We start from the raw sequence: 23773 nt of genomic DNA on the forward strand, positions 1-23773 counted from the left end.
GCCGAATTTACAGCATCGCTTCGATTTGTTCCCGCAGTTGCAGGAAATACGCAGGTGCATGAAGAAGGCGGCTTCCGTACCAGCTAAACATTTCGCCATCGGCTAAAATTATTTTCGTGTTGGGCAGCTGTTTTTGCAATTCTTCAATGTGTTTTTGCCTGAACGGGTAAGGTTCGGATGAGAGGATGAGCAATTGGCAACTGGCAATGAGCAACTCTTCGACGCCAATAACCGGATAACGGTTTTTGTTTTGAAAAATATTTTCAAATCCGGCTCTCGTCAACAGGTCGTGAATAAATGTGTCGCCGCCCACAGTCATGTAGGGTTCTTTCCAAATGAGATAAGCCATTTTACGTTTAACGTCTTGAGTTTGGAGGCTAGTAAAACCGGTTTGAATTTGTTCAATCAGCGTCGTAGCTTTTTCCTTTCGCCCGGTGATTTCACCAACGGCGCTTATCATGTACAGCGCATCTTCCAGCGTATTGACATCGCTTACCCAAACCGGAAAATGTTTCGCCAGTTCTTCTACCTGTTCTTGCGTATTTTCTTCTTTATTGGCAAGAATTAAATCCGGTTGCAGGGACTTGATCTTTTCAAAATTGAGCGTCTTTGTTCCGCCAATTCTTGTTTTGGTTCGAAACCATTCTTGCGGATGCACGCAAAATTTGGTGATGCCGACAACCTCTTCGCGCAAGCCCAAATGGAACAGTAATTCCGTTTGCGAAGGCACGAGGGAAACGATGCGTTGCGGCTTTTGCTCCATCGTTATTCTTCGTTGCATTTGATCGGTAAAGACAAACATGGCGCAAAGATGCAAAAGCCGCCGTCATCTTCGCTCTGGCACGGTATTCGGACAGGCCAACTTGAGAAACCAAAATCGTGAGTTATGAAACAGTGGATTACTCTTCTGGCCGTTGCGGCCTTCTTTACCGCTTGCTCAAAACAAGACCTCAAGGAAAACAACACCACAAACGCAGGCATTGATCAAACCGCTTCCGCTACAACGCAGGACGGCGCTTTTGTTTCGGCTTGGGAACAATCTGCCAACTGGACGAAAACAAACGAAGGCGGCGTTAGCAAATTCAAACTGTTGCGCCAAACGCCAGAAGTTGGCCGCGGAGCCCTAAACGGTGGGATAGTAATGACATATGCGAAATATGCAAACGCCACCGGTAGCTATGCGGATTTTGTGAACCCGACTTTGATGCCCTTTTATTTTCTGCCGCCCGCCGAAAGGCCCAACACCCACATGAATTATTTTTCCGATGCAAGCACCGAAGGCAACGTGTCGGTTGAGTACGCCGTGCCGTTAACCGAAGGAAGTTTGCCCCTAATGGGCAACGGCGCCACGCTAAAGGATATGCAGTTTCAGTACGTGGTAATGACAAAAAAATTTTTGGACAGTCGCGGTCTTGATGCGCAAACGGTAAAAAATAATTACAGCTACAAGCAGGTGATGGCCTTGGCGGGGCAGTAGCGGCCTTGTTTTTCGACGATGCTTAAAACGTTCAATCAACTTGAATGATTGGGCGTTTTCTCTTTTTGGAAACCGGCTTTTGTCATTCTAATCATCGCCGGTTGCGTCGCACACTTCAGCGTTCAGAACAACAACGGGCAGATTCCAATTCACTTTGCCGCTAACGGCTTTCGTTCGTGGAAGCGCAGGCCAGAACCGCTCATCAAAAATCCGCGTTAAAAACCCCCAAAGACTTTTCAGGCTTTCTTTTTGTTCTAAATTTGAGAGGTATGCGTAAAGCACTAAACTACATTTTTGATATGAAGAGATTACCCATTGTCCTGGCACTGGTTTTGGCCGGCGTTTTCTTTGCCTTCCGTTCCCAGGGAAAAACCAACACCTTGCCTCCCGGCAAGTACGAAAAAATCCTCCAAATCGTAGGCGCCATCCTTACACAAGGCCACTACGAACCCAAAACATTTGACGATGATTTTTCCCGGAAAATCTTCAACAAATATTTTGAAGACCTCGACCCCGAAAAAAACATTTTCCTGCAAGCTGATGTAAAGTCGCTCGACAAATATTCCACCACCATTGACGAAGAAGTGAAAGGCGCTGCGCCGGTCACCTTTTTCAAAGAAGCCGGTAAAATCTTCGACGTTCGCATTAAAGAAGCCGAAGCTTATTATAAAGAAATTTTGGCCAAGCCTTTTGATTTTACAAAAGACGAAACTTATAATGCCGACGCGGATAAAAAACCGTTTCCTGCAACCGAAGCCGCCCGCAAAGAAGAGTGGCGCAAATACCTGAAGTACCTGACGCTTCAACGCTATGCCGATTTGCTCGATAGCCGAGAGAGCAGCAAAGGGAAAGAAGGTGCGATTAACAAGACAGACGCAGAATTAGAGAAAGAAGCCCGCGACAAAGTATCGGCTGCCATGGCCCGCACGTTTGACCGTTATCACAACAAGTTTACCGAAGAAGACAAGTTTGACGTGTTTGTGAATACCATCACCGAGATGGAAGATCCGCATACGGAATTCATGCCGCCGCTGGACAAACGTTATTTTGACGAAACAATGAGCGGTAAGTTTTACGGCATCGGCGCACAACTCCAATACGACGAAGGCAACATTAAAATTGCCAGCATTTTGCCCGGCGGCCCCGCACAAAAAAGCGGACAGGTTGAAGCCGGCGATATTATTGTTCGTGTGGCACAAGGCAAAGAAGCCCCGGTTGAACTTTCCGGATTTACGGTGCAGGATGCGGTGAAGCTTATTCGCGGTAAAAAAGACACGGAAGTAAAACTCACCCTTCGTAAAAAAGACGGAACGCTGAAAACGATTGACCTCGTTCGCGATGAAATTGTGCAGGACGAAGCGTATGTAAGAAGCGTAGTGATTAACGAAGGTTCACAAAAAACAGGCTACATCTACCTGCCGGAATTTTACGCTGACTTCAACGAAATGAACGGGGTGCGCAGCGGTATGGACGTGGCCAAAGAAGTAAATAAATTAAAAGCCGAAGGCGTTGACGGCATCGTGATTGACCTGCGTAACAACGGCGGCGGCGCTTTGTACGACGTAATTCAAATTGCGGGCTTGTTCATTGACCAGGGACCAGTCGTTCAGGTACGCGACCGCCAGGGTAAACCGCAAGTAATGAAAGACCGCGATGAAGGCGTTGTTTACGACGGCCCGCTGGTAGTAATGGTAAACGAAATGAGCGCATCGGCTTCCGAGATTTTAGCGGCAGCCATTCAGGATTACGGTCGCGGTGTGATCATTGGCAGTACCAGCACATACGGCAAAGGCACGGTGCAGCGTACCATTGGCCTTGATCCCGAATCAAATTTCTCCAATCAAAATTCGGAGTTGGGTTCGTTAAAGCTGACGCTGCAAAAATTTTATCGCATCAGCGGTGGTTCTACGCAACAAAGAGGCGTGCAGCCCGATATTGTTGTTCCCGATTATCTGGAGCGTTTGAAGATTCGCGAAAGAGACAATCCGTATTCGTTGCCTTACGACGAGATCAGTAAAGCAACTTACAACAAATGGAAAGCCGGGTACAATCTTGATGTTGTGAAGCAGGCAGCCAGCACACGTATTGCCGCTGATACCACCTTCAAGCGCATTCAGGATGCAAGCGTTTACGTGGGCAAGCAAAACGACAAAGCGTACTCTCTGCAACTGGACAAATACCGCCAGGATCAGAAGCAAATACGCGACGCGATCAAGCGCATTGACAATTTGACCAAACTGCAAAAACCTTTGGCAACGTCGTTCTTAAAAGTTGACGAAAGCAAATACGTTTCGGCCGACAAAGACAAAAACGAACGTTACAAACAATGGTTGAGTGGCGTAAGCAAAGACGTTTACGTTGACCAGGCTGTAAAGGTGATCAAAGACATTGTTTCGCAACAAAACCTGGCGAAATCATCGGAGAAAAAAGAGCCGGTGAAAGCATTTTAAAAGTATTCTTTCCAACATAAAAAATCCCTCGCAAGTGTGAGGGATTTTTTCTTTAACAGTGAGACGTGAGATGACAGACGTGAAACCGCAGGGCGTGTCAAATCGAAAAGTCATCACGGTTTCACGTCTCACCTCTGCCATCTCACTATTTGTCCTTACAAGTATCGTTCCTTCAAAATATTTACGTGATGCTGTACGTGACCGGGAATGATATAGCCAAGACCATTTACCGTAATCGGGTTGTTGTTGGAAATCCCTTTTGCGGAGAGTTGTTCATCATCCAACGAAGCAAAGAGCTTTTCTGTTCCTTCACGCACGGCTTTTAATTCTTCTATCAATTCTTCTTTTGACCGGTTATGAGCCTTTGATTTTTCTGCGTAGGTGTTTTCGTCAAAACCCGGAAGCGAAACCGTTTCACCACGGGCAATGCACAAAGCCCGGTAATCGAAAATGCGTTCGGCATCAATAAGGTGTTGCACCACTTCTTTAATGCTCCACTTGCCTTCGGCATAACGGTGCGTCCATTTTTCTTCGGGAATGGATTGCAGAAAAGGAAGAACAGCGGTCGTGTTGGCGCGCATGGCTTCGCTGGCATCGTCTTCTTTTACAAGTTTTACGTACTTGTGAAACCATTCGGGAATGGTGGTTAAATCGGCTTTTGGCATTGCTTGCTGATTGAAAATTTTAATGAAGAATTTTTGCAAAGAAGGCTTTCATGTCATTCCATGAAGCTGTGTCAGCGGCGGCGTTATACGAAATGGGCATGTTGAATTGTTTGCCTTTTTCCGTGGCGGCCGGATTGGTGAAAGCATGTGTGGCTCCGGGGTAAACCTTAAAGGTATAAGCAACGCCTGCAGAGTCCATGCTTTTCTTAAATGCATCTACCTGGTCTTGCGGCACAAAGGAATCTGCGCCGCCGTGGCAAATTAGAAATTGTGCTTTGGTACCTTTTTGCGGCGGTACGGTTTGAAGTCCTCCGTGAAAGCTAACAACACCCAAAACGGGTGCACCCATCTTGGCATAATTTAACACCATCGAACCGCCAAAGCAATAACCAATGGCAACGGCTTGCGAGGTATCGGCCTGCGCAAAGGTTTTGGCTTTTGCCAGTGCCGCGTCCAAACGCTCTTTGCCCATTTGCGGGTTTGAATAAAAAGGTGTTGCGGCGGCTTGTGCTTCTTTCGGATCGGCCGCAATTTTCCCGTCGCCGTACATATCCACAGCCATTGCGAAGTAGCCAAGATCGGCCAGCATTTTTGCCCGCATTCTCGGGTAATCCGTCATGCCCCACCATTCGGGCACAACCAAAATAATCGGCCGCTTGCCAGTTTTCTTTTCGTCGTAAGCAACGTAGCCTTTTAAAGTAGTTCCGTTCGCCGAATACGTTACGGGTTCTTCTTTGATGGTGGCACTTGTGGTAGTCGTTTGCATACTGTCTTTTTTGGTTTCTGTTGATTGACTCTCGTTTTGGTTGTTGCAGGAAAGCAAGCCGAGAGCAAAGCAACAGGAGAGAAGGAATGCTGGTTTTGTTTGCATAGAAAAAATTTAAGGGTTTGTATTGGAGACTAAAGTTCAAGAAAAAAGGTCAACAAAAAAGAACCCCGCAAAGTTGCGGGGTCTGTTGAATTTTATTGCTGGAGACGATCCTTCGTCAAGCTCAGGGTGACCATCCTTTCGGCGAGTAGAGGACGCCTCAGACAGCTTAAACTAAGCTGATTTTACTTTTTCCTTTTTCTTTTCGGCGCCTTGTTGTTTTTTAATCTTCACTTCTTTGCTGTCAACTTTTATTTTGCCGCCGGGAGTTTTAAACTTGCCGGTACGCGCCAGTTCATCGGCCATGATTACCGCGGAGTAAGCGTTCACCACGCCGCCGGTGCGGCTAAGCGATGAAAGCTTAACTTTTTCGCCGGTTTCCGGGTTCGTCACATCGCCCGTAAACGGCACAGCACTCTGCTCAATAATTGCTTTTACCTGTTGCGGTGTAAACTGCGGATAGTATTCAAGAATCAACGCCGCAACACCGGCAACTACTGGCGAAGCCATTGACGTACCCGAAAAATTTGCGTACGTATTGCCGCCCGGTACCGAAGAATAAATGTTCACACCCGGTGCAAACACGTCCACTTCTTCTTTGCCGTAATTTGAAAAATTGGCGACCAAATTATTTTTCTCTGCGCCGCTTGCACCCACCGTAATCCAATTGGTTGCGCGGTGCTTGTCGGCTTTGAAAACAGGATTGGGAAAGTTCCAGGTCGTGTCATTGTCAGCAGACTCGTTGCCCGCAGCGTGAACCAACAAAACGCCTTTGCTTTCCGCATAACGTACTGCATCGTCTACCCAGGATTTTTCCGGCGAAACGCCTTTGCCAAAACTCATGTTGATGACCTTCGCACCGTTGTCAACCGCGTAGCGAATGGCGTTTGCAATGTCTTTGTCGTGCTCGTCGCCATCCGGTACGGCACGCACCATCATGATGCGAACGTTATCGGCAATGCCGTCAATGCCTTTGCCGTTTTTGCGGGCGGCGGCAATGATGCCGGAAACGTGTGTTCCGTGATCAGCACCCAATGCCTCCACATCGTTGTTGCCGTAATAACGGTCGTTGATGTCGGCTTCGTTATCTTTTACAATATCGCCGCGATAATTTGGCGGCGGCGTTTGAGCTGATTCGGCTTTCGCCATTTCGGATTCCAATTCATCCAACAGGTTTTTGTTGGTGATGTCGGTGTTGTTGTTGTTTTGCGCACTGGTGCCAACCATGATGTTCTTAAACGCAGCCGCTTCTTTCGATTTGGGCGTGTAAGCCTGCAAGTCTTTCACGGAATAAACCGACTTGCCCAAGTCTTTTACAATAGCAGAATCGCCGGTTTTTACTTCGGAATAAATGCGCTTGATGAGCATGATGCTTGACGGATCAACGCCTTTGGTTACGTCCTTTGCGGCCTTGCTCCACATGGTGTACAATTCCTGGTCGTCTTTGCTCAGGGTTGACGGATCTTTTATGTTCTCAAACTTGGCTTTGTAACGATGGTAAACACGGGCGGCTTCGTAACTGTCTTTGCCAACGTTGCGTCCGTCTTTGTTGCCGAGAAAGTTCCAGCCATGAACGTCGTCCACGTAACCGTTTTTATCGTCATCAATGCCGTTGCCGGGAATTTCTTTTGGGTTCGTCCACAAGATGGGACGCAGGTCTTCGTGGGTTGTGTCCACGCCGGAGTCAATCACAGCCACAACAACCGTTTGACTTTTCTTTCCTTTTAAAAAATTGTAGGCTTTATCAAGGCTTATGCCGTAGTAACCGCTTGTTTGCGGATCGGAAAGATGCCAGCCGTTGGGTGCCTGTTTTTGTGCGTAGGTTGCAAGGCTAAGGCCTGCCATTAACAGGGAGAGCAGGGTGCGTTTTACGTTCATATACGATTTCGTTTTTTTGAATAGCGGTAAAAGTAGGCCAAAGAGTTTATAGGACTTGTGAAAACTACCGCCGGTTTCTGGCCGCAAAGCCTGATGCCGCTTACTTTACAGGCCTTTGTTTAAAGAAAATTTCAAGCGTGTATTTATAAGCAAAAGCCTTCCGGTTTGACGGAAGGCTTTTGCTGAAATAAAAGCGTCTTTAGCTTTTTTTCTTTGCCTCTGTTCTCACCAATGCGTAGCCAATGGAGTTGAAATTATAAACAGCGATTTGTGCGTACAGCTTTTTTGCCATGTCCGATTGCCCGTCGGCTTCGTAGGCTTTTGCCAGCCAGTATTGGTTGTAAATGTCTTGTTTGTTCGCCATCATAAAATAGCCGATGGCTTTCTTGTACTCTTTTTGCCGGTAGGCAATTTGCCCCATGACAAATTCATACGTTTCCAGCTTGCGCGGGTTGTGAATGTTTGCCAACGCTGTTTTCATTTCCACGGCTCTGGCGTTTGCTTCTTCAACTTTGTTGTTTGCCAGTGCGGCCAAGACCTTCCACGAAAGCAAATAACTTTTTTCCGTTGCCTGCGCATCGGCGTCTTTAAAGCTTTGCCCAAGCTCATTGGAAAGCGTTTCAAGTTGCGGAAGCATCGTTTGTGTCAGTTGTCCTTTATTGGTATGATATGCAATGGTGATGATGTCGGTGAGATAATTGTATTTGGCCGCATCGGCTTTTTGCGCATCGCTGATGCCGCTGCCCGTTTTTAATTCATTGGTTAAAAAATTAATGGCCTTGTCCGGTGCGTTTTGGTGGAGATAAGTAGCGGCAACGTTTTCCATGGCGAAGGTTGGCGTTGCATCGAGCGCCGCAGCCTTGCGGTAAAGCTCTCTTGCCTTATCGTATTCGCCGGCGAAGGACAGTACGTGTCCTCTTTTGTAGTAAGCTTCGGGAGCTTCTTTGTCGGCTTCAACCGCCATTGCATACGCGGCGTCTGCCTTTTGCAAATTGTTTTGCGCCCGGTAAGTATCGCCCAGCAAAATGTAGGCACCGCTGGTAGGCATCAGGCTTACGAGTTTGTTGGCGTACAGTTCAGCCTTTTTAAAATCCTTGGGTTCTTCAAACAAAAACGAACTGGAAATAACATTGAAGCCACCGGGCCATGAAGGTTCGATTTCCACGGCTTTCATGTACGAAGATCTTGCCTTGTCGTAATCGCCGCCATCGGCGTAGGCCTGGCCCAGCGTAGTGTAAGAGCGGCCAAGGGTTGGGAATTGCGAAACCATTTGTTTGGCGGCGGACAGGCGTTTCTCCACATCGTTGTTCAGATACGTTTCGGCTATTTGGTAGAAAAGCTTTTCCCAATCGTTTGCGTTGCCAAGATTTTCTTTGGCTTTGTTGAGGTTTGCTGTAAACTCCTGCGGCGTTACCGAAACCAGTGCGAGGTAGGTGTAACCGACGGCGAGTTTTGGATCGAGGCCTACGGCTTTTTCAAAATAGGTTCTTGCTTTTTTGGCTTCACTCAGGTCGGCGAATTTCAGTCCTTCTCTGAAATTGGTGACGGCCTCGCCGGAAGTGGACGTGAATTGAATGTTGGACGATCCCGTGGGTTGCGACCATCCAATTGTAGAAAGCAACAGCAGAAGCAGGAACAGAACGGTGTGCACGAGCTGTTTCATAATGCAAGTTTTAAGGCGTGAAGAAATAGAGGAGGCGTTTTGGTAGAGTGGTGGATGGGGGAGCGATTGTCTCTTAAAGTTAGGCTTTTATAAGGAAGAAAGAAATAGGCGGGTGGGCAACGTTAAAGTGTTGTCGAAGCGCAAGAAATAAAATTCCCTCAGACCGGCTAACGGCTGCTGAGTAAAGATAAAAGATGTTGAGCTGTGCATCGTTCAATAGATCCGGTCAAGCTGGTTCTGTGGCTGAACAGAGTACTGCAGTTGAAACAAGACTTCCGTCAGCCTGCATTTTTGCAATCCCTTATTAGCGTATGCCTTTTACATTAACAGTACAAGTAAAAGCTTGTCTTTCCAGCATCTTACCTTTTGGTAAGTTCAATGTTTTCGCATCGGTAACCCTGTAGGTTTGCCCTATAAAGATTACCGATTATGCCAACGAGAAAAATATTTTTAAAAACAATGGGAATAATGAGCAGCCTATTTATGGTTCCTGAAGCATTTGCCAACAGGGAAAAAGAGGAAGCACAACTGACACCAATGCTTGCCAACAGGAATAAAGAAAATTCCTATTGGTACATAGGTCATTTAATGTCACTGCTCGTTACGTCTAAAGACACGAATGGGCGTTATGCTTTGCTTCGAGCCACAGAACGCCGGGGGCTGGAACCGCCGCCTCATACCCACACAAAAGAAGACGAAGCTTTTTTGATACTGGAAGGCGAAGTTGTGTACACGGTAGGCAATCAAACATTCCACGCAAAAGAAGGCGATCTTATGTTTTTGCCTAAAAACATCCAGCACTCTTTTAAAATACAATCTGAAAAGCTGGAAACGTTGATTTTGCTTACTCCCGGCGGATTGGAAAATTACTTTGTTGAAATGAGCAATCCTGCGGAAAAATTGCAGCTTCCACCTATGCCTCAAGGACCGCCTGATATTAAAAAGCTGGTTGCGACAGCGTCAAAATATGGTGTCAAGTTTCCAAAGATGTAAACAATAAAACCTTTATTCTCTTTCAGCCATACCGTCTTCTATAGCTTCGATAACAGGCACAGGTGTCAGGCTCATTTCTTTGCTAACCTGTTCATCCTGTAAGTTGAAATAACCCCATTCCACTATCGCATTGATGACGGGGATTAAGCTTCGGCCCATAGACGATAACGCATATTCGGTTTTGGCCGTTGGAAATTCAAAACTGTTACGGTTAATAATTTTTTTCTGAACAAAAAAGTCCAGCTCCTGCATCAGTATTTTATCTGATAGGCCGGGCAGTTTACTTTTAATTTCACCGAAGCCCATGGATTGATTGCTTAAATTCCACAGGATGCCCATTTGCCATTTACCGGCAATGAATTGCCTGGCATGCTGAACCGGGCAGCCAGTATATAGCTCATCTGTATTGTTCATAACGTCAAGTTAGACTACTCCACATTTGTGGCAAAGCGCTTTCTGAGATTTCCACTAACGGAACAGGTGTTTATGAAGTAGCGGTATTCAGTGTTACTTCAGCCTCACGCTTGTTCCAATGATAAATAAAGATATGTTGTTGAGCACTTGCTGTCAAGCCGCTATTTTATAAACACCATGTTGTGCGTTCGCTTTTCCTCAAGCAGCGTCTTAAATCAAGTGCTTAAGTTTGTTGTAACTGTCTTTTGGAAACTCAAATAGACGCCACTGTTTTTTATATTCTTCCATTGTGGTTCTACCCAGTAGGTCTTCTATACCAGCAAGTACAGTCTTTGTAAAGTTCTTAAGCGTGTCAGTGTCCTGATAAACAAGCTTTTTATTTGTCACAATTGTTGGCACTATTGCTATTTCTTCCCATTCGTCACTCCAATAAACCTCAATCTTCAAATGGCTGTCACTAACTGTTGTCAAGACAAGGCTATGCTCTCCTGGCTCATCTGCAAAAACGACCTTTTCCGAAGTAGTTTCCTTTTGTAATAAACGTTGTAGTGCTTCAAAAAAATCAGATAGAGGGTCGCTCAAATATGAAACCTCAAAGGTGATGGTTTGTTTGTCGTTGGCGAAGGTAACTTCAGCCCAACCTGTTCCAGTCAGCCAGTAATTAAAATGTCTTGTTATGTTAGGAAGATTATTCACGGTATTTTGGAAACGGACTGTTATGTAAAGTGACGCACAACACGTAAATATATGCTACTGCGGGTATAACTTTCTCTTGGTTTCCAACACAAATTTATACCCGCAACCGCTTGCCAAATAGACTTACAAAACACACAAGTGTGCGACGCAACAAAAGCCAAATGGATAGACGAACTTCTGATTTATAAAAATTCATCGCATACCCTTATTGAACTTTGCAAAAGAAAGTAAAACCCGTGGCCTCAACTTTGTAACCGCCAAACTAAAAATCGCATGGTTGAAAAGCATTCCGTCGGCGGAAAAGACGTGTGGATTAAAGTGGACCCGCGTCCGGTACATCGTGAAAATCCAAATGTTATTCCTACCGAATATTTTACGGCAACGATCTTTTTCAAAGAACCAACTGAAAACGAAAGCGGTGGCGAAACAATAACCGAAGACGGCGAAGCAAAGTTGTTTGAGTCGCCGGTGGCGGCCTTGAGCTTTGCCCGGAAAGCCGCTGAAAAAAAGCAGCCTGAACAATTGGAATGATTTTTTCTTTACTGCCGGTGCAAATGAAAATTGCCTGAGAACTTTTAATCGTACACACATTCACCAAAAGAACCTACATCATGGAACAACCGACTCTCGAAAGCACCAAAACCAAGAAGGTGCTTATCATTGAAGACGAAGGCGACATGTGCCTTCTGTTGAATATTTTACTCAACGGAAAAGAAATGGAGCTTGAACACGTAAAAGACCTTGCGGCGGCGCAAGCTTATCTTGAACAAACGCAACCGGCCGTTGTCATCCTCGACAACAAACTGCCCGACGGTTACGGCGTTGATTTCATCGGCTTCATTAAAAAGAATTATCCGAACATCCGCATCATCATGATCTCGGGTTTTGATGCGTCGGCGGAGGACGTGGCGCTGGAAAACGGTGCGGACGTTTTTTTGCAAAAACCTTTTACAAGAGACCAGCTTTACCAGGCCATTAAAGGGTTGATGAATTAGTTTGAAAAAGCCCGGTTGAAAAACCGGGCTTTGTTTTTACGCAATGTTGAAAGAAGAAAGCCGTTGTTAGCCTTCTACAAAATGCCAGCAAACACCCGCAAGATCAATGACGTTTACTTCGCGGCCGTAGGGTTGATTTACCGGTTCGCCCAAACGAATACCGTACTTCTCTACTAAACCTTTCTCTTTTACTTCTTTCCAAAACTCATCGGCACTCGTCACGCGAACGCTGATCATAAAATTTTCCGCAAAGGCTTTGTCATCATACTTCTGTAAAATGAACTTGCATTCACCGCTTTCAAAACCGGCATAGTCGCCGGCATCCCAGGTAAGCGTAAAACCCAGTTCCTGAAAAAAATCTTTGGCTTTGGCAATGTCGGTGCCCGACGGCACAAAAGGCTGAAGAGAAAGAAAAGTCATGGTTGTTTTTTATGAATGATTGGCAAGATTACACTCAAACGATTTCCCTTTGCCCAATCATTTCGGCTTCAACTTCCTTGCAGGTTTGCTTGAGCAAGGCGTACAAGGCATCCATCGTTTCAAGCGTTGTATGAATGTTTACGGGGTTGATGCGAAACCAGGTCTTGCCTTTCATTTCGGTAGAAGCAAACCAAAATTTTCCGCCGCGTTCCATGCGGGCCGCCACTTCGTAATGCAAGGCCTTGGATTGCTCTTTAGTTAAGTCGTTGCCTTTGTAATGCAGACAGATGGCCGACATCGGCGGCTCAATGGCTGATTCAAATAAGCCATCTTTTATGGCAAGACGGTGCAAGTGTTTTGCCTGCGCAATATTCTGGTCAATCCATTCACCAATTTGTTCTTTTCCGTAGTGCTGAAAACTGGCCCAGACTTTCAAACTCCTGAAACGTTTTGATTGTTCGAAACCGTGAACGTAAAACTGGTAGCGTTCCGATTTTTGATTTGTTCTGTCCGTAAGATAAGCGTGTTGAATGCCGAAGGATTTTGTAAGGCGCTGATGGTCTTTTACCAACACGGCGCCGGCATCAAGCGGTGCGTAAAACCATTTGTGCGGATCAATGGTAACAGAATCAGCAAGGCTCAATCCTTTCAACGCAGTCGGATATTTCTGCGAAAGCAACATGCCACCGCCGTAAGCCGCATCTACATGAAACCAACAGTTCTCTCTTTTTGCAATTTTTGATAATGCCTCCAAATCATCTACTGCGCCAAGGTTTGTCGTTCCAGCAAGTCCAACAATGCAAATGGGTTTTATCCCTTTTGCTTTGTCATTGGCAATCGCTTCTTCCAGCGCATCAATCCGAACGCGGTAAGATTCATCGGTTGGCAGTGCACGCAAATAATTTCTTCCAATGCCCGCGGCATCTACCGATTTATCAATGGATACGTGGCGTTCTTCGGAAACATAAACAGCCCACTCGCCGTGCAAACCTTCGTGCTGCGCCGTGTCGCCGGTGGTCCAGTCGCGGCCCAGTTTAATGCCGATGAAATTTGCCATCATACCGCCGCTGGTTAAGTTGCCGCCGGCGTTTTCATCGTAACCGATCAAATCATTCAACCAACGAATTACTCTTCTTTCCATCGCAACGGCTGAAGGGCCGATGGTGTAGGCGCCAACGTTTTGATTGATGGCCGATGCAAGAAGATCGGCAAGAATTCCGGCGGGATTTGGCGAAGGCGTGATGAGGCCCATATAGCCTGGATGATTGACGTGTGTGAGATAAGGCATCAATTTTTCTTCGAGTTCTTTTTGTAATTGCGCAAGGGGTTTTGGCTTTTGCGGAATGGCTTCGTCAAAGAGTTCGTATAAAAAAGAAGGCTCTACATCGGGAAACAAAGCTTTGCCGGAAACGTTGTTTAAATAATCCGCGATGTAATCAACAAGGTAATGGCCGGCCTGCCTGAATTCTTCGTGTTGCATGAGTGGATTTTGGTTTGCTTAAAGGTAATTGAAATGGCAATCGGCTGTCGGCTGTCGGCTGTCGGCAATCAGCTGCCAGCCAAGAACATAGATCCAACAATACTGTGTCAAAATATTTTCGCCAAACAAAACGCCTGAATTTAGTTCAGGCGTTTTGGGTTTATTGCTAATTGCTGACGGCCGATTGCTGGTAGCTCACCGCCTTCATTTGTGCGCAACGGCGGCGCTTGTCGGGCCGGCCAATGGAATGCGTTCCGTGCGTTTAAAGCCTGCGGCTTTTGTCCAGCGTTCAAAGTCAGCCATCGTGTAATCAAAAGCATCGCCGTTTTCAATCAGCATGTTTAAACTCATAAGCAAGCCGAATGTGTTTTGCCGGCGTTCGTCGTCAATGATGTTTTCAATCGCCATCAAAGCGCCGCCTTCGGGTAAGAGGTCATAAACTTTTTTCACCAATTGGGCTTTGGTTTCTTCGTTCATGCCGTGCAGGATATTTCCCATTGTAACGATGCCGGCTTTTGGTAACTCGTCTTTTAAAAAATCGCCACCGGCAACGCGAATGCGGTTGGATAAACTGAACTGCGCAATTTTTCGTTCAGCCAATGGCTTAACCGGCGGCAAGTCATAGGTTGTGCATTGAATGGATGGATGCCGCAAGCAAACCTGAACACTCAACCATCCATCGGCGCCGCCAACGTCCAACATCGTATCGTATGTGTTGAAGTCAAATTTGTTAACGAGCAGCATAAAGTTCCCGGCCTGAATACCGCTCATGGCATCCATAAATTCCTGTAGCCTTTCTTCGTTTTGATAGAGTTCGGTAAAAAATTCCATGTTGCCTTGCGGCTTGCCCTTGCCTTCGTTTTGGGGTTGTCCCGTACGCAAGCCGTCTTCTAAATCGTTCCAAAATTTATAGAGACGGTTGTTGGCCATTTCCAGTATTCCGCCGGTGTAGCTGCGCTTGTTTTTATCAAGAAAAAAATCCGTGTCTTCGGCGTTGCTGTAAAGCGCTTCGTCCAGCAGGCCTTTGCGCTCCAAAAGCCCAAGTGAAACAAGAGCGTCAAGCCAATCGTACACATGCCGGTCGGATGCGCCCAGGCCCAATTTCTCTTTGATGCCTTTTGCGGATAAAGCACCGCTGGCCAGATGTGTGAATAAATTCAGTTTTACAGCCGTAAGCAAAACTTTTGAAGCCCAAAAGCCCATGCCGAATTGCATGATGCGTGAAGGATCTAACGTTACGGGGACGTTTGTTTGTTTGGCAGTTGATTCAGCAAGCATAACGTGTGAGGTTTAACGGTGAGGAAAGACTGTTTCCTTAAAGTTAAAAATTCTGACTTGGATAAAGTCGTTCAGTCGCGAAGGCTTTTCTCCATCACCATAAACTGAAGCGGTTGTTTCGGAATGCCGAAGGCCGGATCCTTTGGAAAATCTTCGCGGAAACCTGTGTCCACAAAACCTTTGCGGCCGTAATAAGCAATGAGTTCGTCTCTTGCGGTGATGACGGTCATTTTTATTTTTTTGCAGCCAATTTGTTTTGCGTGCTTTTCCGAAGCGGCCATCAACTGTGCACCCAAACCCTTGCCTTGCAATTCGGGCTTTACGGTCAACATGCCGAGGTATAATGCATCGTTCTGTTTTTCAAGATAAACGCAACCGTTTAACTCGCCGTCTTCTTCTGCCAACAGAACGATGGCGTCGTTGCGATTTATCGTTCTTCTTAGTGAGTCCTCGCTGGTGCGAACGCCGTCCAACAAATCGGCTTCGGTGGTCCAGCCTTTTTTTGAGCTATCGCCGCGGTAAGCGCTGTTTACAAGCTTGTTCAATGCGGGAGCATCGGAGGTTGTTGCCGTGCGAAAATTCATAACGCGAAGATAAAACGGCAAAGCGTTGAAAAAGGAACTGCTTGCTCTGGAGCGTCCAACGCAATTGATCTTTTTTGAAGCTGAACATTTATTGCGGCATGTTTTTTAAGGCGCATAACAAATGCAATTTGTTTTGAGGAACAGATAAGACGATCATCAATTTAAAGGGAAGCAACAAATTTTTTACGAACGAAAAAACAACGCATTATGTTAGCCATGAATTACCGCGGGCCCTTCCGTGTGCGGGCCGATCGCAACAAACCTTATCCCGAAATTCTGCACCCTGGCGACGCCATTGTGCAGGTGACACGTTCGTGCATTTGCGGTTCTGACTTGCACCTCTATCACGGCCTTGTTCCGGACACAAGAGTAGGCATGACCTTCGGCCACGAGTTCACCGGCATTGTTGTAGAAACAGGTTCGGCCGTACAGAAACTTAAAGTTGGCGATCACGTGCTGGTACCCTTCAACATTGCTTGCGGCATGTGTCCGTTTTGCAAGCAGGAACTCTACGGCAATTGCCACGAATCCAACCCCGAAGCCACCGCCGTTGGCGGCATTTTTGGCTATTCGCACACAGCCGGTGGCTACGACGGCGGACAGGCAGAATACGTTCGCGTGCCTTATGCCGACGTTAGTCCAACCGTAATTCCACAAGGCATGGATCTGGACGATGCTGTGTTGTTAACCGATGTTGTGCCGACGGGTTATCAGGCAGCCGAAATGGGCGGTATTAAAAAGGGTGATACGGTGGTAGTGTTTGGCGCGGGTCCAATCGGCATCATGGCAGCACGTTGCTCGTGGTTGTTCGGCGCGGCGCGGGTGATCGTGATTGATCAACTGGATTACCGGCTTGAGTTTGCAAAGAACTACGCGAAGTGCGAGGTTTACAATTTCCGATCAATTGGCGATCCGGTCTTGTTCTTAAAAAAACAAACCGATTATTTCGGCGCTGATGTTTGCATAGATGCCGTTGGATGCGAAGCTGCGGGCAGTGCCATGAACACGTTAACCGGCCGGAAAACTTTGCTGCAGGCCGGTTCCACAACGGCTTTGTTCTGGGCCATTAATTCGGTGAAGAAAGGCGGCATTGTTTCCATTGTTGGAGTTTACGGACCCACGTGGAATTTCGTGCCCATTGGTAACGTGGTGAACAAAGGCATTACCATTCGCGCCAACCAGGCATCGGTAAAACGATTGCTTCCGCGTTTGATTGATCACGTGATGTCGGGCCGATTGAATCCAAAGGAAATCATTACGCACCGCATTCCGCTGGAAGAAGTATCAGACGCTTACCACATCTTTTCCGCGAAGCGTGACAATTGTATCAAACCCATTTTGATTCCTTCATCTGCCAAGGCAGCGTAAACAAAATGATTATGGAAAACGTAGCAAACGTAGACGTACAAAAACGTACAGACGAAACGTACAAAGACATACCGGGTTGGGGCATTGATGCCGATCCGGAGAACGAGCCGACCTATCCAATGAAGCATTACACCGGCGACGATCACCAACGGTTGCATTACGAACGTCCGCCTTTGCAACCCGTGGACGTTGAGGTGTTGCATTCCAACGAGCGGCCTAACGTGACAGCGGCTTTTGGCACCGTGTCGCCCCCATCGGGATTAAGCGGTATGCTTCGGCGTTATGCTTTTCAACACAGCGAAGGCAGTTCTTTGCACTGGTTGCCGCTGATCATGGCCGACCGCATCAACGCCATTGAAGGCATCGTGGATGATTTGGCGCACGGCCACATTCCCAATGTTTTCGCCGAACGCGGATGGAATGCGGAATGGAAGTACAACCGGAAAGGATTGATTACAAAAATTGCGGTGACAACACTTGTTGCAACAACGGTGATTGCCTTGCTCTCAACAAAAAAGAAAAAAAAGAAACGGTTCTCGTTTTGAATTCAACGTGTTCTTAACGGCCTGCGCATTTCATTGCAGGCCGTTTGCAGTTATTCGGGTAGAGCACAATTGTGCGGCGCAAAACCCAAAAGAAAATTGAAAAGGAAAGTTGGCTTGTACAAGAGAATGCCCTATACTTGTAAAACAAAGTCCGCTGTGGAAACAGCGGACGATCTAACGATTGCTTGCTATATGAAAAAAGTTATTTCTTCTTTTTTATCTACGGTTGCCCGCTAATTTTACGGTTGCTTGCTACTTGAACCATTGATGCCACTAAAATAGCCCGGCGTTTTGTCCGAACCGGTTAATTTTTAACCGGGGACACGATGCCAAAACGAAACCAAATTCGCTGAAAGACGCGCCGGCCGTGTCTTTCAGCATTTTTTAGGAGGAATGTCCAAACGCTCAAACGATATATTGTTTCAATTGATCCATTCGCTGGAAAAAGCGGAAAAGAGGCATTTTAAGCTCTTTATCAAACGCAATTCGGCCAACGAAAACCTCAAGATCATTCAGTTGTTTGATGCCATGGACAAGATGGAGGAATACGACGAAGCCAAATTGCTAAAGCGGCTTCCGGCGGTACAAAAGGTGCAACTCTCTAATTTAAAAGCGCATTTGTACAAACAAGTTCTGGCAAGTCTTCGCCTGCTCAAAAGTGCCGACAGTCTCGACCTGCAATTGAACGAGCAGTTCGACTATGCGCACATTCTTTACAAGAAAGGTTTGTTTCTGCAAAGCCTGAAAATTCTTGAGAAGACGAAGGAACTGGCAAAGGCCAATCAGAAGATGACCTTTCTGGCGCAAGCCATTGCGCTGGAAAAAAGAATCGAATCGCTGCACATTACCCGCAGCATGCAAGACCGTGCGGAAAGCCTTTCGGCAGAAGCATTGGAAGTGAGTACGCACATTGACATGGTGACGCGGCTTTCCAATCTGGCCATTCAACTTTACAGTTGGTACATCAAGCACGGGCACACCCGCGACGAAGAAGACGAAGCAGCCATTAAAACTTTCATGCAAACGCATTTGCCGGGCAACGCTTCGGCGCAGCAAGGCTTTTACGAAAAACTTTATCTCTACCAAAGCTTTACCTGGTATTCGTTTATCCGGCAGGACTGGGTAATGTATTACCGCTACACGCAAAAGTGGGTGAACCTTTTTGAGGAGCAACCGTTGATGAAACGGGTAGAAACAGGCCACTACATTAAAGGGTTGCACAATCTTCTGAACGCACTGTTTGATTTGCGTCACCACCAAAAATTAGATGACGCCATCAAGCGCTTGGAAACCTTTGCGCAGACAGAACGTGTGCAGGAAAACGACAACTTTCGCGTACAATCTTTTCTTTACGTGGTGCAGGCAAAAATCAACACGCATTTTTTAAAAGGAACGTTTAAGGAAGGCTTGTTATTGATACCGCACATCGAAGAAAAGCTCAAGGAGAATGCGGTTTTTATTGACCCGCACCGTGTGATGGTGCTTGATTATAAAATCGCCTCGCTTTACTTTGGCAGCGGCGATTTTGATACCTGCATTGACTACCTGCAGAAGATTATTAACGATGATGTGGGCCTGCGTTATGACCTGCAATGTTATGCACGGCTGCAACACTTGCTGGCACATTACGAATTGGGCAATTACGAGTTGGTTGAATACCTCTCGCGATCGGTTTACCGCTTCATGGCCAAGATGAAAAACCTGACCTTGCTGGAAGAAGAGATTCTCAAATTCCTTCGCCGTTCCTTCAGTCTTTCCCCCGATAAAATCAAGAAAGAATTGCAGGTGTTTTTGCAGCGCATCAAAAAGTTCGAACGCAACCGTCTTCAAACCCGGGTGTTTGTTTACTTGGACATTGTCTCATGGGTGGAGAGCAAAGTTTACCAACGTCCGCTTGCCGAAATCATTCACAAAAAATATTTAGCCGACCTGGTAAGACGCGAACACCGCATGATTGCGGCAAAAAATTCTGGCTCTTTATAAAAAATATTTTTACACACGCAACCGCCTGCCTTTTGAAGACGTATTAAGGGTTAACTTTAAGACACAAACCCTAAACGTGTCCCTTTTTGGCCCCTTTCATACAACTTGCAAGAAACACCAGCCGTTGCTCCGTGCCTTTTTAATGAGCCTCGCGGCTTGTTTTTTTTATGTAGAAATGATGGCGCAAGGCTGCCCGCCCAACATAGATTTTGAAGCGGGCAATTTCAACAACTGGACTTGCTACACGGGCTTTACGGCTTCGGTTGGCGGTGTCAACCAAATTAATCTTACGGTTTCTGGACCAACCTTCAACAGGCATACGATGTACACGGCCAGCACAGGCGAAACGGATCCTTATGGCGGCTTTTCGGTCCATTGCCCGAACGGGAGCCGGCACTCCATTCGTCTGGGCAACGACCAGGGAGGCGGCGAAGCCGAAGGCATTTCATACGAGTTTGCCATCCCTGCAAACCGCAACGAATATTCACTCATCTACCAATACGCGGTTGTATTTGAAGACCCGGTACACGAAGTATCGCAGCAACCGAGGATGGTAGTGGAAATAACCAACGTAACCGATAACGAAATAATATCCTGTTCGTCGCTCACCTTTATTCCGTTTGGAAACATTCTTCCCGGTTTTTTTGAATCATCCACCAAAGGACCCGACGGAACGCCGATATGGTGTAAGGATTGGTCGGCCGTTTCCATCAACCTTGACCACCTTGCCGGCAAAACCATCAAGCTTTTTTTTAAAACCGCCGATTGCACCTTCCGCCGGCATTTCGGCTATGCTTACATTGACGTAAACTCGGAGTGCAGCAGCGAATTTGTAGGCGCAACGTTTTGTGCAGATGATACAGCCGTCACCGTTACGGCGCCTTACGGTTATCAAAACTATACGTGGTACAACAACAACTTTACACAAGTACTGGGCAACGAACAAAGGCTGCGTTTTTATCCGCCGCCGCCTGTAGGAACAACGGTTGCTGTTGAAGTTATTCCCTATAATGGTTACGGTTGCATTGATACTTTGTATGCGCGGTTGGTGGATACGCTGAAGTTGCGTGCCCACGCAGGTTCAGACGCACTTTATTGCGGCAACGAACCGGTAATGATTGGCGAAAATCCCAAGCCCGAAGTGGTGTATAGTTGGAGCCCGGCCATCGGGCTTAGTGATCCGAATATTGCGGATCCGTTGGCAAGCCCGCAAACAACAACTACTTATTTACTTACGGTCCGAAGCAGCGGCGGTGGCTGCCGCAATCAGGACTCGGTAGTAGTTCGTTCTTCATCTCTCGACAGTACATTAACCGTGCTTGGCAAAACGGTTTATTGTTTGGGCAACGACGATAGCACCGTTTTAAATGTACAAGCGGCCGACAAAATACAATGGTATAAAAATGGCGTTCCTGTAACCGGCGCAAACAAGCCGCGTTACGAGGTTACACAGACAGGCTCTTACTCGGCGGTACTTTCAAGTAATCTTGGCTGCACCGTCAATACCCGGTCACAATCCGTATTGATTGACCAGGCAAAGCCTGGCATCACTTACCCTGTTGAATACGCTGCCATTAACCTCCCTTATTCATTGCAAGCCCGAACTTTTGGGACAAGCGTTTTATGGCAACCTTCCACTTATCTCGACAATCCTTCTTCTGTAACACCAATGTTTAAAGGTGCGACGGAACAATCTTACACTATCCGCATTGAAACCGTTACCGGCTGTGTTACGGTGGACACGCAATTGGTGAAAGTCGTACCGCAAGCCGACATCTTTGTGCCTACCGCGTTTACGCCAAACGGCGACGGAATGAACGATATTCTTCGCCCTGTACTAATGGGGATTAAGCAACTAACTTATTTCCGTATTTACAATCGCTGGGGACAATTGCTGCACGAAACAAGAATTGCCAGCGCAGAATGGGACGGCAAAGTAGGCGGTGTGCCGCAGCCAAGCGGCGTAGTTGTTTGGATAGCCGAAGGCATTGGTTCCGATGGACGCATTTACACCCGAAAAGGCACGAGTGTATTAATAAGATAAATCAGGACAAGTAACAACGTCTTCAAAGCGGGCACTCGATCAAAACCTGAAGAAGTTTATCTTTCATTATCACAAACAAATTTGCATTGCTCATCCCCAATCCAAAACAAACATCAGGCTCTCTTTAATAATTCCATTTCTGTTTGTTTAATGCCCAATTGCTGATCCAACTCATCCAACATATCGGCCACTTGTTTTTGGTTGATTCCTTCAGGATACATGGATAAGGTTTTTTTCATTGCTGTCATCACCGTGATCATTCCCAACTTGAAATACTTTTCATAATTCTCCATAGTCATTGAATTTTAATTCACACACGCAAGTAAAATTCCAAACAATATGCCAATGATAACAAACAGGCATTATGATAATTGCGGTCAATTTATCAGAAGTCAACTATCATTTACTTAGCAGAATGAACTGCATTTGTGAAACAGATTGCACATCAAAAAACAAAGATGAGCTTGTATAAAATTAATTTCGAATACGATTTTAATATTTTAGCTTAGATAGTGGTAAGCCAAACACTGTCCCAAAACCATTCTCTCACTCTAAAACCTAACGTTATGGCAAAGAAAAAAGCTTCACCAAACACAAATCCGAAAAACAATGGCGCCACTGCTACTTCAGCATCCGTTGAACAATTGCTCACAACGGCGTTGGAACGTGGCAGTGATACACTCGAAACCGGCCGTTACATTGTTACCTTCAAAGAAGGAGCCGGCGAAGCAGCACTGGATTCGTTTAGCAGCGAACACGGTTTGCGTGTTGCCGATGCTCGCGATTTCAAAGACCAAGCTGCCGTTTTAGAAGCCGCCGATGATGCCGATGTTTTTCATTTCCCGGAAATCGGCGCTGCACTCATTAGTGGAGGTGCCGCACAATCACGCAGCCTTACGGCACAAGCTGAACTGACTACAGACAGTCCGTACGAAACAATCGAACCTGAATACTTTGCTTTTTCCGACCAGGTAACCCGTGAATTTATGCGCACCTACGGCACCAAAACCGAAAAGACATCAGGTGATTTTTTGCGCGGCTTTTTGCAGGCAGCCGAAATGATCGCACGTGAATTTGGTTTTGATCAGGAAGGCGCCATTGAAGAAGGAGTAGAAGCCGAAGTGGTGGGTGCAACCTGGGGCTTGAATGTGTGCAAAGTGCCGCCGAGTGTTCGCAGCGGATTGGGCATCCGCGTAGCCGTTTTGGATACCGGCTTCGCTTTAAATCATCCCGACTTTATCGGACGGCCAATTGCAAGCGCAACGTTCGTAGGCCAGCCGGTACAGGATTTAAACGGACACGGAACGCATACTGCCGGCACTGCATGTGGACCCAAAGCACCCGCTGGTACAACACCGCGCTATGGAATAGGCTATCGTGCTTCGATGTTTATTGGAAAAGTTTTACAGAACAATGGTTCGGGTACAACGGCAACCGTATTAGCCGGCATGAACTGGGCCATCGCCAATCGCTGTCCCGTCATCTCCATGTCGCTCGGTGCACAAACAGGAGTACAAGCTGCTTACACCGCCGCCGGACAATCGGCACTAAACAACGGCCTTCTGATGATTGCCGCCGCAGGCAATGCTGCCGCACCAACCGGAGCTCCGGCCAATTCGCCAACCATCATGTCGGTAGCTGCACTTGACCAAAACCTGCGGCCCGCTTCCTTCTCGGATTTTGGGAAGATTGAAATTGCAGGTCCGGGCGTTGATGTCTTTTCTTCCTGGTACATGCCGGTACGTTACAAAATCATCAGCGGAACCAGCATGGCCACACCGCACGTTTCGGGTTGCGCTGCACTTTGGGCAGAAACTTCGCCCAATCTTCGTGCACTTAATTTGTGGAAGAAACTACAGGCAACAGCCAAGCATCTTCCATACCCCGCTACACGGGTTGGCGCAGGGCTTGTGCAGGCACCATAAGATGGTCGCTGCTTTAATTTTGTACCCGTTGGATTTTTTTTCAACGG

The 23773-nt window shown here is 46.8% G+C and carries 22 protein-coding genes; 10 read left to right on the forward strand and 12 right to left on the reverse strand.

Annotated features, from left to right (window positions below; all coding sequences use genetic code 11):
- Positions 1-7 precede the first annotated feature (7 nt).
- Positions 8-802: an ABC transporter substrate-binding protein gene (locus FSB75_RS00935; RefSeq protein ID WP_146781528.1), complete on the reverse strand. Its 795-nt coding sequence runs from the start codon at positions 800-802 to the stop codon at positions 8-10.
- Between the two features lie 84 nt (positions 803-886).
- Between FSB75_RS00935 and FSB75_RS00940 the strand changes: the two genes are divergently transcribed.
- On the forward strand, positions 887-1477 hold the full coding sequence (locus FSB75_RS00940; protein WP_146781530.1) for a hypothetical protein: 591 nt from the start codon (positions 887-889) through the stop codon (positions 1475-1477).
- 269 nt (positions 1478-1746) lie between these two features.
- Complete coding sequence (locus FSB75_RS00945) at positions 1747-3927, forward strand: carboxy terminal-processing peptidase (protein WP_227990736.1); 2181 nt, start codon at positions 1747-1749, stop codon at positions 3925-3927.
- A 155-nt stretch (positions 3928-4082) separates the two neighbouring features.
- Here FSB75_RS00945 and FSB75_RS00950 read toward each other — a convergent pair whose 3' ends face one another.
- From FSB75_RS00950 to FSB75_RS00965, 4 genes are all read right to left on the reverse strand, one after another.
- The gene (locus FSB75_RS00950) at positions 4083-4592 is read right to left on the reverse strand and encodes a DinB family protein (RefSeq protein ID WP_146781534.1); all 510 of its coding nucleotides are present in this window, start codon (positions 4590-4592) and stop codon (positions 4083-4085) included.
- Positions 4593-4611: 19 nt separating this feature from the next.
- Entirely contained in the window at positions 4612-5463 is an 852-nt protein-coding gene (locus FSB75_RS00955) for a dienelactone hydrolase family protein (RefSeq protein ID WP_146781536.1), read from the reverse strand.
- Positions 5464-5634: 171 nt separating this feature from the next.
- Positions 5635-7338, reverse strand: a complete 1704-nt coding sequence (locus tag FSB75_RS00960; protein WP_146781538.1) for a S8 family peptidase — start codon at positions 7336-7338, stop codon at positions 5635-5637.
- Positions 7339-7537: 199 nt separating this feature from the next.
- Complete coding sequence (locus FSB75_RS00965; RefSeq protein ID WP_146781540.1) at positions 7538-9001, reverse strand: tetratricopeptide repeat protein; 1464 nt, start codon at positions 8999-9001, stop codon at positions 7538-7540.
- A gap of 429 nt (positions 9002-9430) precedes the next feature.
- Between FSB75_RS00965 and FSB75_RS00970 the strand changes: the two genes are divergently transcribed.
- Positions 9431-9994 carry a cupin domain-containing protein gene (locus FSB75_RS00970; protein WP_146781542.1) on the forward strand — a complete coding sequence of 188 codons (564 nt, stop codon included), beginning with the start codon at positions 9431-9433 and terminating at the stop codon, positions 9992-9994.
- A gap of 12 nt (positions 9995-10006) precedes the next feature.
- Here FSB75_RS00970 and FSB75_RS00975 read toward each other — a convergent pair whose 3' ends face one another.
- Both FSB75_RS00975 and FSB75_RS00980 read right to left on the reverse strand, forming a co-directional pair.
- Positions 10007-10408, reverse strand: a complete 402-nt coding sequence (locus FSB75_RS00975; RefSeq protein ID WP_146781544.1) for a winged helix-turn-helix transcriptional regulator — start codon at positions 10406-10408, stop codon at positions 10007-10009.
- Between the two features lie 210 nt (positions 10409-10618).
- Complete coding sequence (locus FSB75_RS00980; RefSeq protein ID WP_146781546.1) at positions 10619-11104, reverse strand: hypothetical protein; 486 nt, start codon at positions 11102-11104, stop codon at positions 10619-10621.
- 273 nt (positions 11105-11377) lie between these two features.
- On the opposite strand from FSB75_RS00980, the gene FSB75_RS00985 reads away from it, so the two are divergent.
- Together FSB75_RS00985 and FSB75_RS00990 are read left to right on the forward strand one after the other, a co-directional pair.
- Positions 11378-11635 (forward strand): hypothetical protein, encoded by a 258-nt coding sequence (locus FSB75_RS00985; RefSeq protein ID WP_146781549.1) that lies wholly within the window; start codon positions 11378-11380, stop codon positions 11633-11635.
- Positions 11636-11715: 80 nt separating this feature from the next.
- A complete protein-coding gene (locus FSB75_RS00990; protein ID WP_146781551.1) occupies positions 11716-12099 on the forward strand; it encodes a response regulator in 384 nt (127 codons plus the stop codon).
- Between the two features lie 66 nt (positions 12100-12165).
- Here FSB75_RS00990 and FSB75_RS00995 read toward each other — a convergent pair whose 3' ends face one another.
- The 4 genes from FSB75_RS00995 to FSB75_RS01010 all read right to left on the reverse strand — a co-directional run bounded on the left by FSB75_RS00995 (position 12166) and on the right by FSB75_RS01010 (position 15861).
- A complete protein-coding gene (locus tag FSB75_RS00995) occupies positions 12166-12519 on the reverse strand; it encodes a VOC family protein (protein WP_146781553.1) in 354 nt (117 codons plus the stop codon).
- Positions 12520-12553: 34 nt separating this feature from the next.
- A complete protein-coding gene (locus tag FSB75_RS01000; RefSeq protein ID WP_146781555.1) occupies positions 12554-13999 on the reverse strand; it encodes a pyridoxal phosphate-dependent decarboxylase family protein in 1446 nt (481 codons plus the stop codon).
- 204 nt (positions 14000-14203) lie between these two features.
- Complete coding sequence (locus tag FSB75_RS01005; RefSeq protein ID WP_146781557.1) at positions 14204-15277, reverse strand: methyltransferase; 1074 nt, start codon at positions 15275-15277, stop codon at positions 14204-14206.
- A 71-nt stretch (positions 15278-15348) separates the two neighbouring features.
- On the reverse strand, positions 15349-15861 hold the full coding sequence (locus tag FSB75_RS01010; protein WP_146781559.1) for a GNAT family N-acetyltransferase: 513 nt from the start codon (positions 15859-15861) through the stop codon (positions 15349-15351).
- A 207-nt stretch (positions 15862-16068) separates the two neighbouring features.
- On the opposite strand from FSB75_RS01010, the gene FSB75_RS01015 reads away from it, so the two are divergent.
- The 4 genes from FSB75_RS01015 to FSB75_RS01030 all read left to right on the forward strand — a co-directional run bounded on the left by FSB75_RS01015 (position 16069) and on the right by FSB75_RS01030 (position 21801).
- Entirely contained in the window at positions 16069-17229 is a 1161-nt protein-coding gene (locus FSB75_RS01015; protein WP_146781561.1) for a zinc-dependent alcohol dehydrogenase, read from the forward strand.
- Positions 17230-17240: 11 nt separating this feature from the next.
- Positions 17241-17774 carry a hypothetical protein gene (locus tag FSB75_RS01020; protein ID WP_146781563.1) on the forward strand — a complete coding sequence of 178 codons (534 nt, stop codon included), beginning with the start codon at positions 17241-17243 and terminating at the stop codon, positions 17772-17774.
- 393 nt (positions 17775-18167) lie between these two features.
- A complete protein-coding gene (locus FSB75_RS01025; protein WP_146781565.1) occupies positions 18168-19757 on the forward strand; it encodes a hypothetical protein in 1590 nt (529 codons plus the stop codon).
- A gap of 124 nt (positions 19758-19881) precedes the next feature.
- Positions 19882-21801 (forward strand): T9SS type B sorting domain-containing protein, encoded by a 1920-nt coding sequence (locus FSB75_RS01030; RefSeq protein WP_146781567.1) that lies wholly within the window; start codon positions 19882-19884, stop codon positions 21799-21801.
- A 113-nt stretch (positions 21802-21914) separates the two neighbouring features.
- Here the strand turns inward: FSB75_RS01030 and FSB75_RS01035 are convergent, their stop codons facing one another.
- Positions 21915-22094, reverse strand: a complete 180-nt coding sequence (locus FSB75_RS01035) for a hypothetical protein (RefSeq protein WP_146781569.1) — start codon at positions 22092-22094, stop codon at positions 21915-21917.
- 273 nt (positions 22095-22367) lie between these two features.
- On the opposite strand from FSB75_RS01035, the gene FSB75_RS01040 reads away from it, so the two are divergent.
- A complete protein-coding gene (locus FSB75_RS01040; RefSeq protein WP_146781571.1) occupies positions 22368-23726 on the forward strand; it encodes a S8 family serine peptidase in 1359 nt (452 codons plus the stop codon).
- Positions 23727-23773: the final 47 nt, after the last annotated feature.

Source organism: Flavisolibacter ginsenosidimutans (assembly GCF_007970805.1).
GTDB lineage: Bacteria > Bacteroidota > Bacteroidia > Chitinophagales > Chitinophagaceae > Flavisolibacter > Flavisolibacter ginsenosidimutans.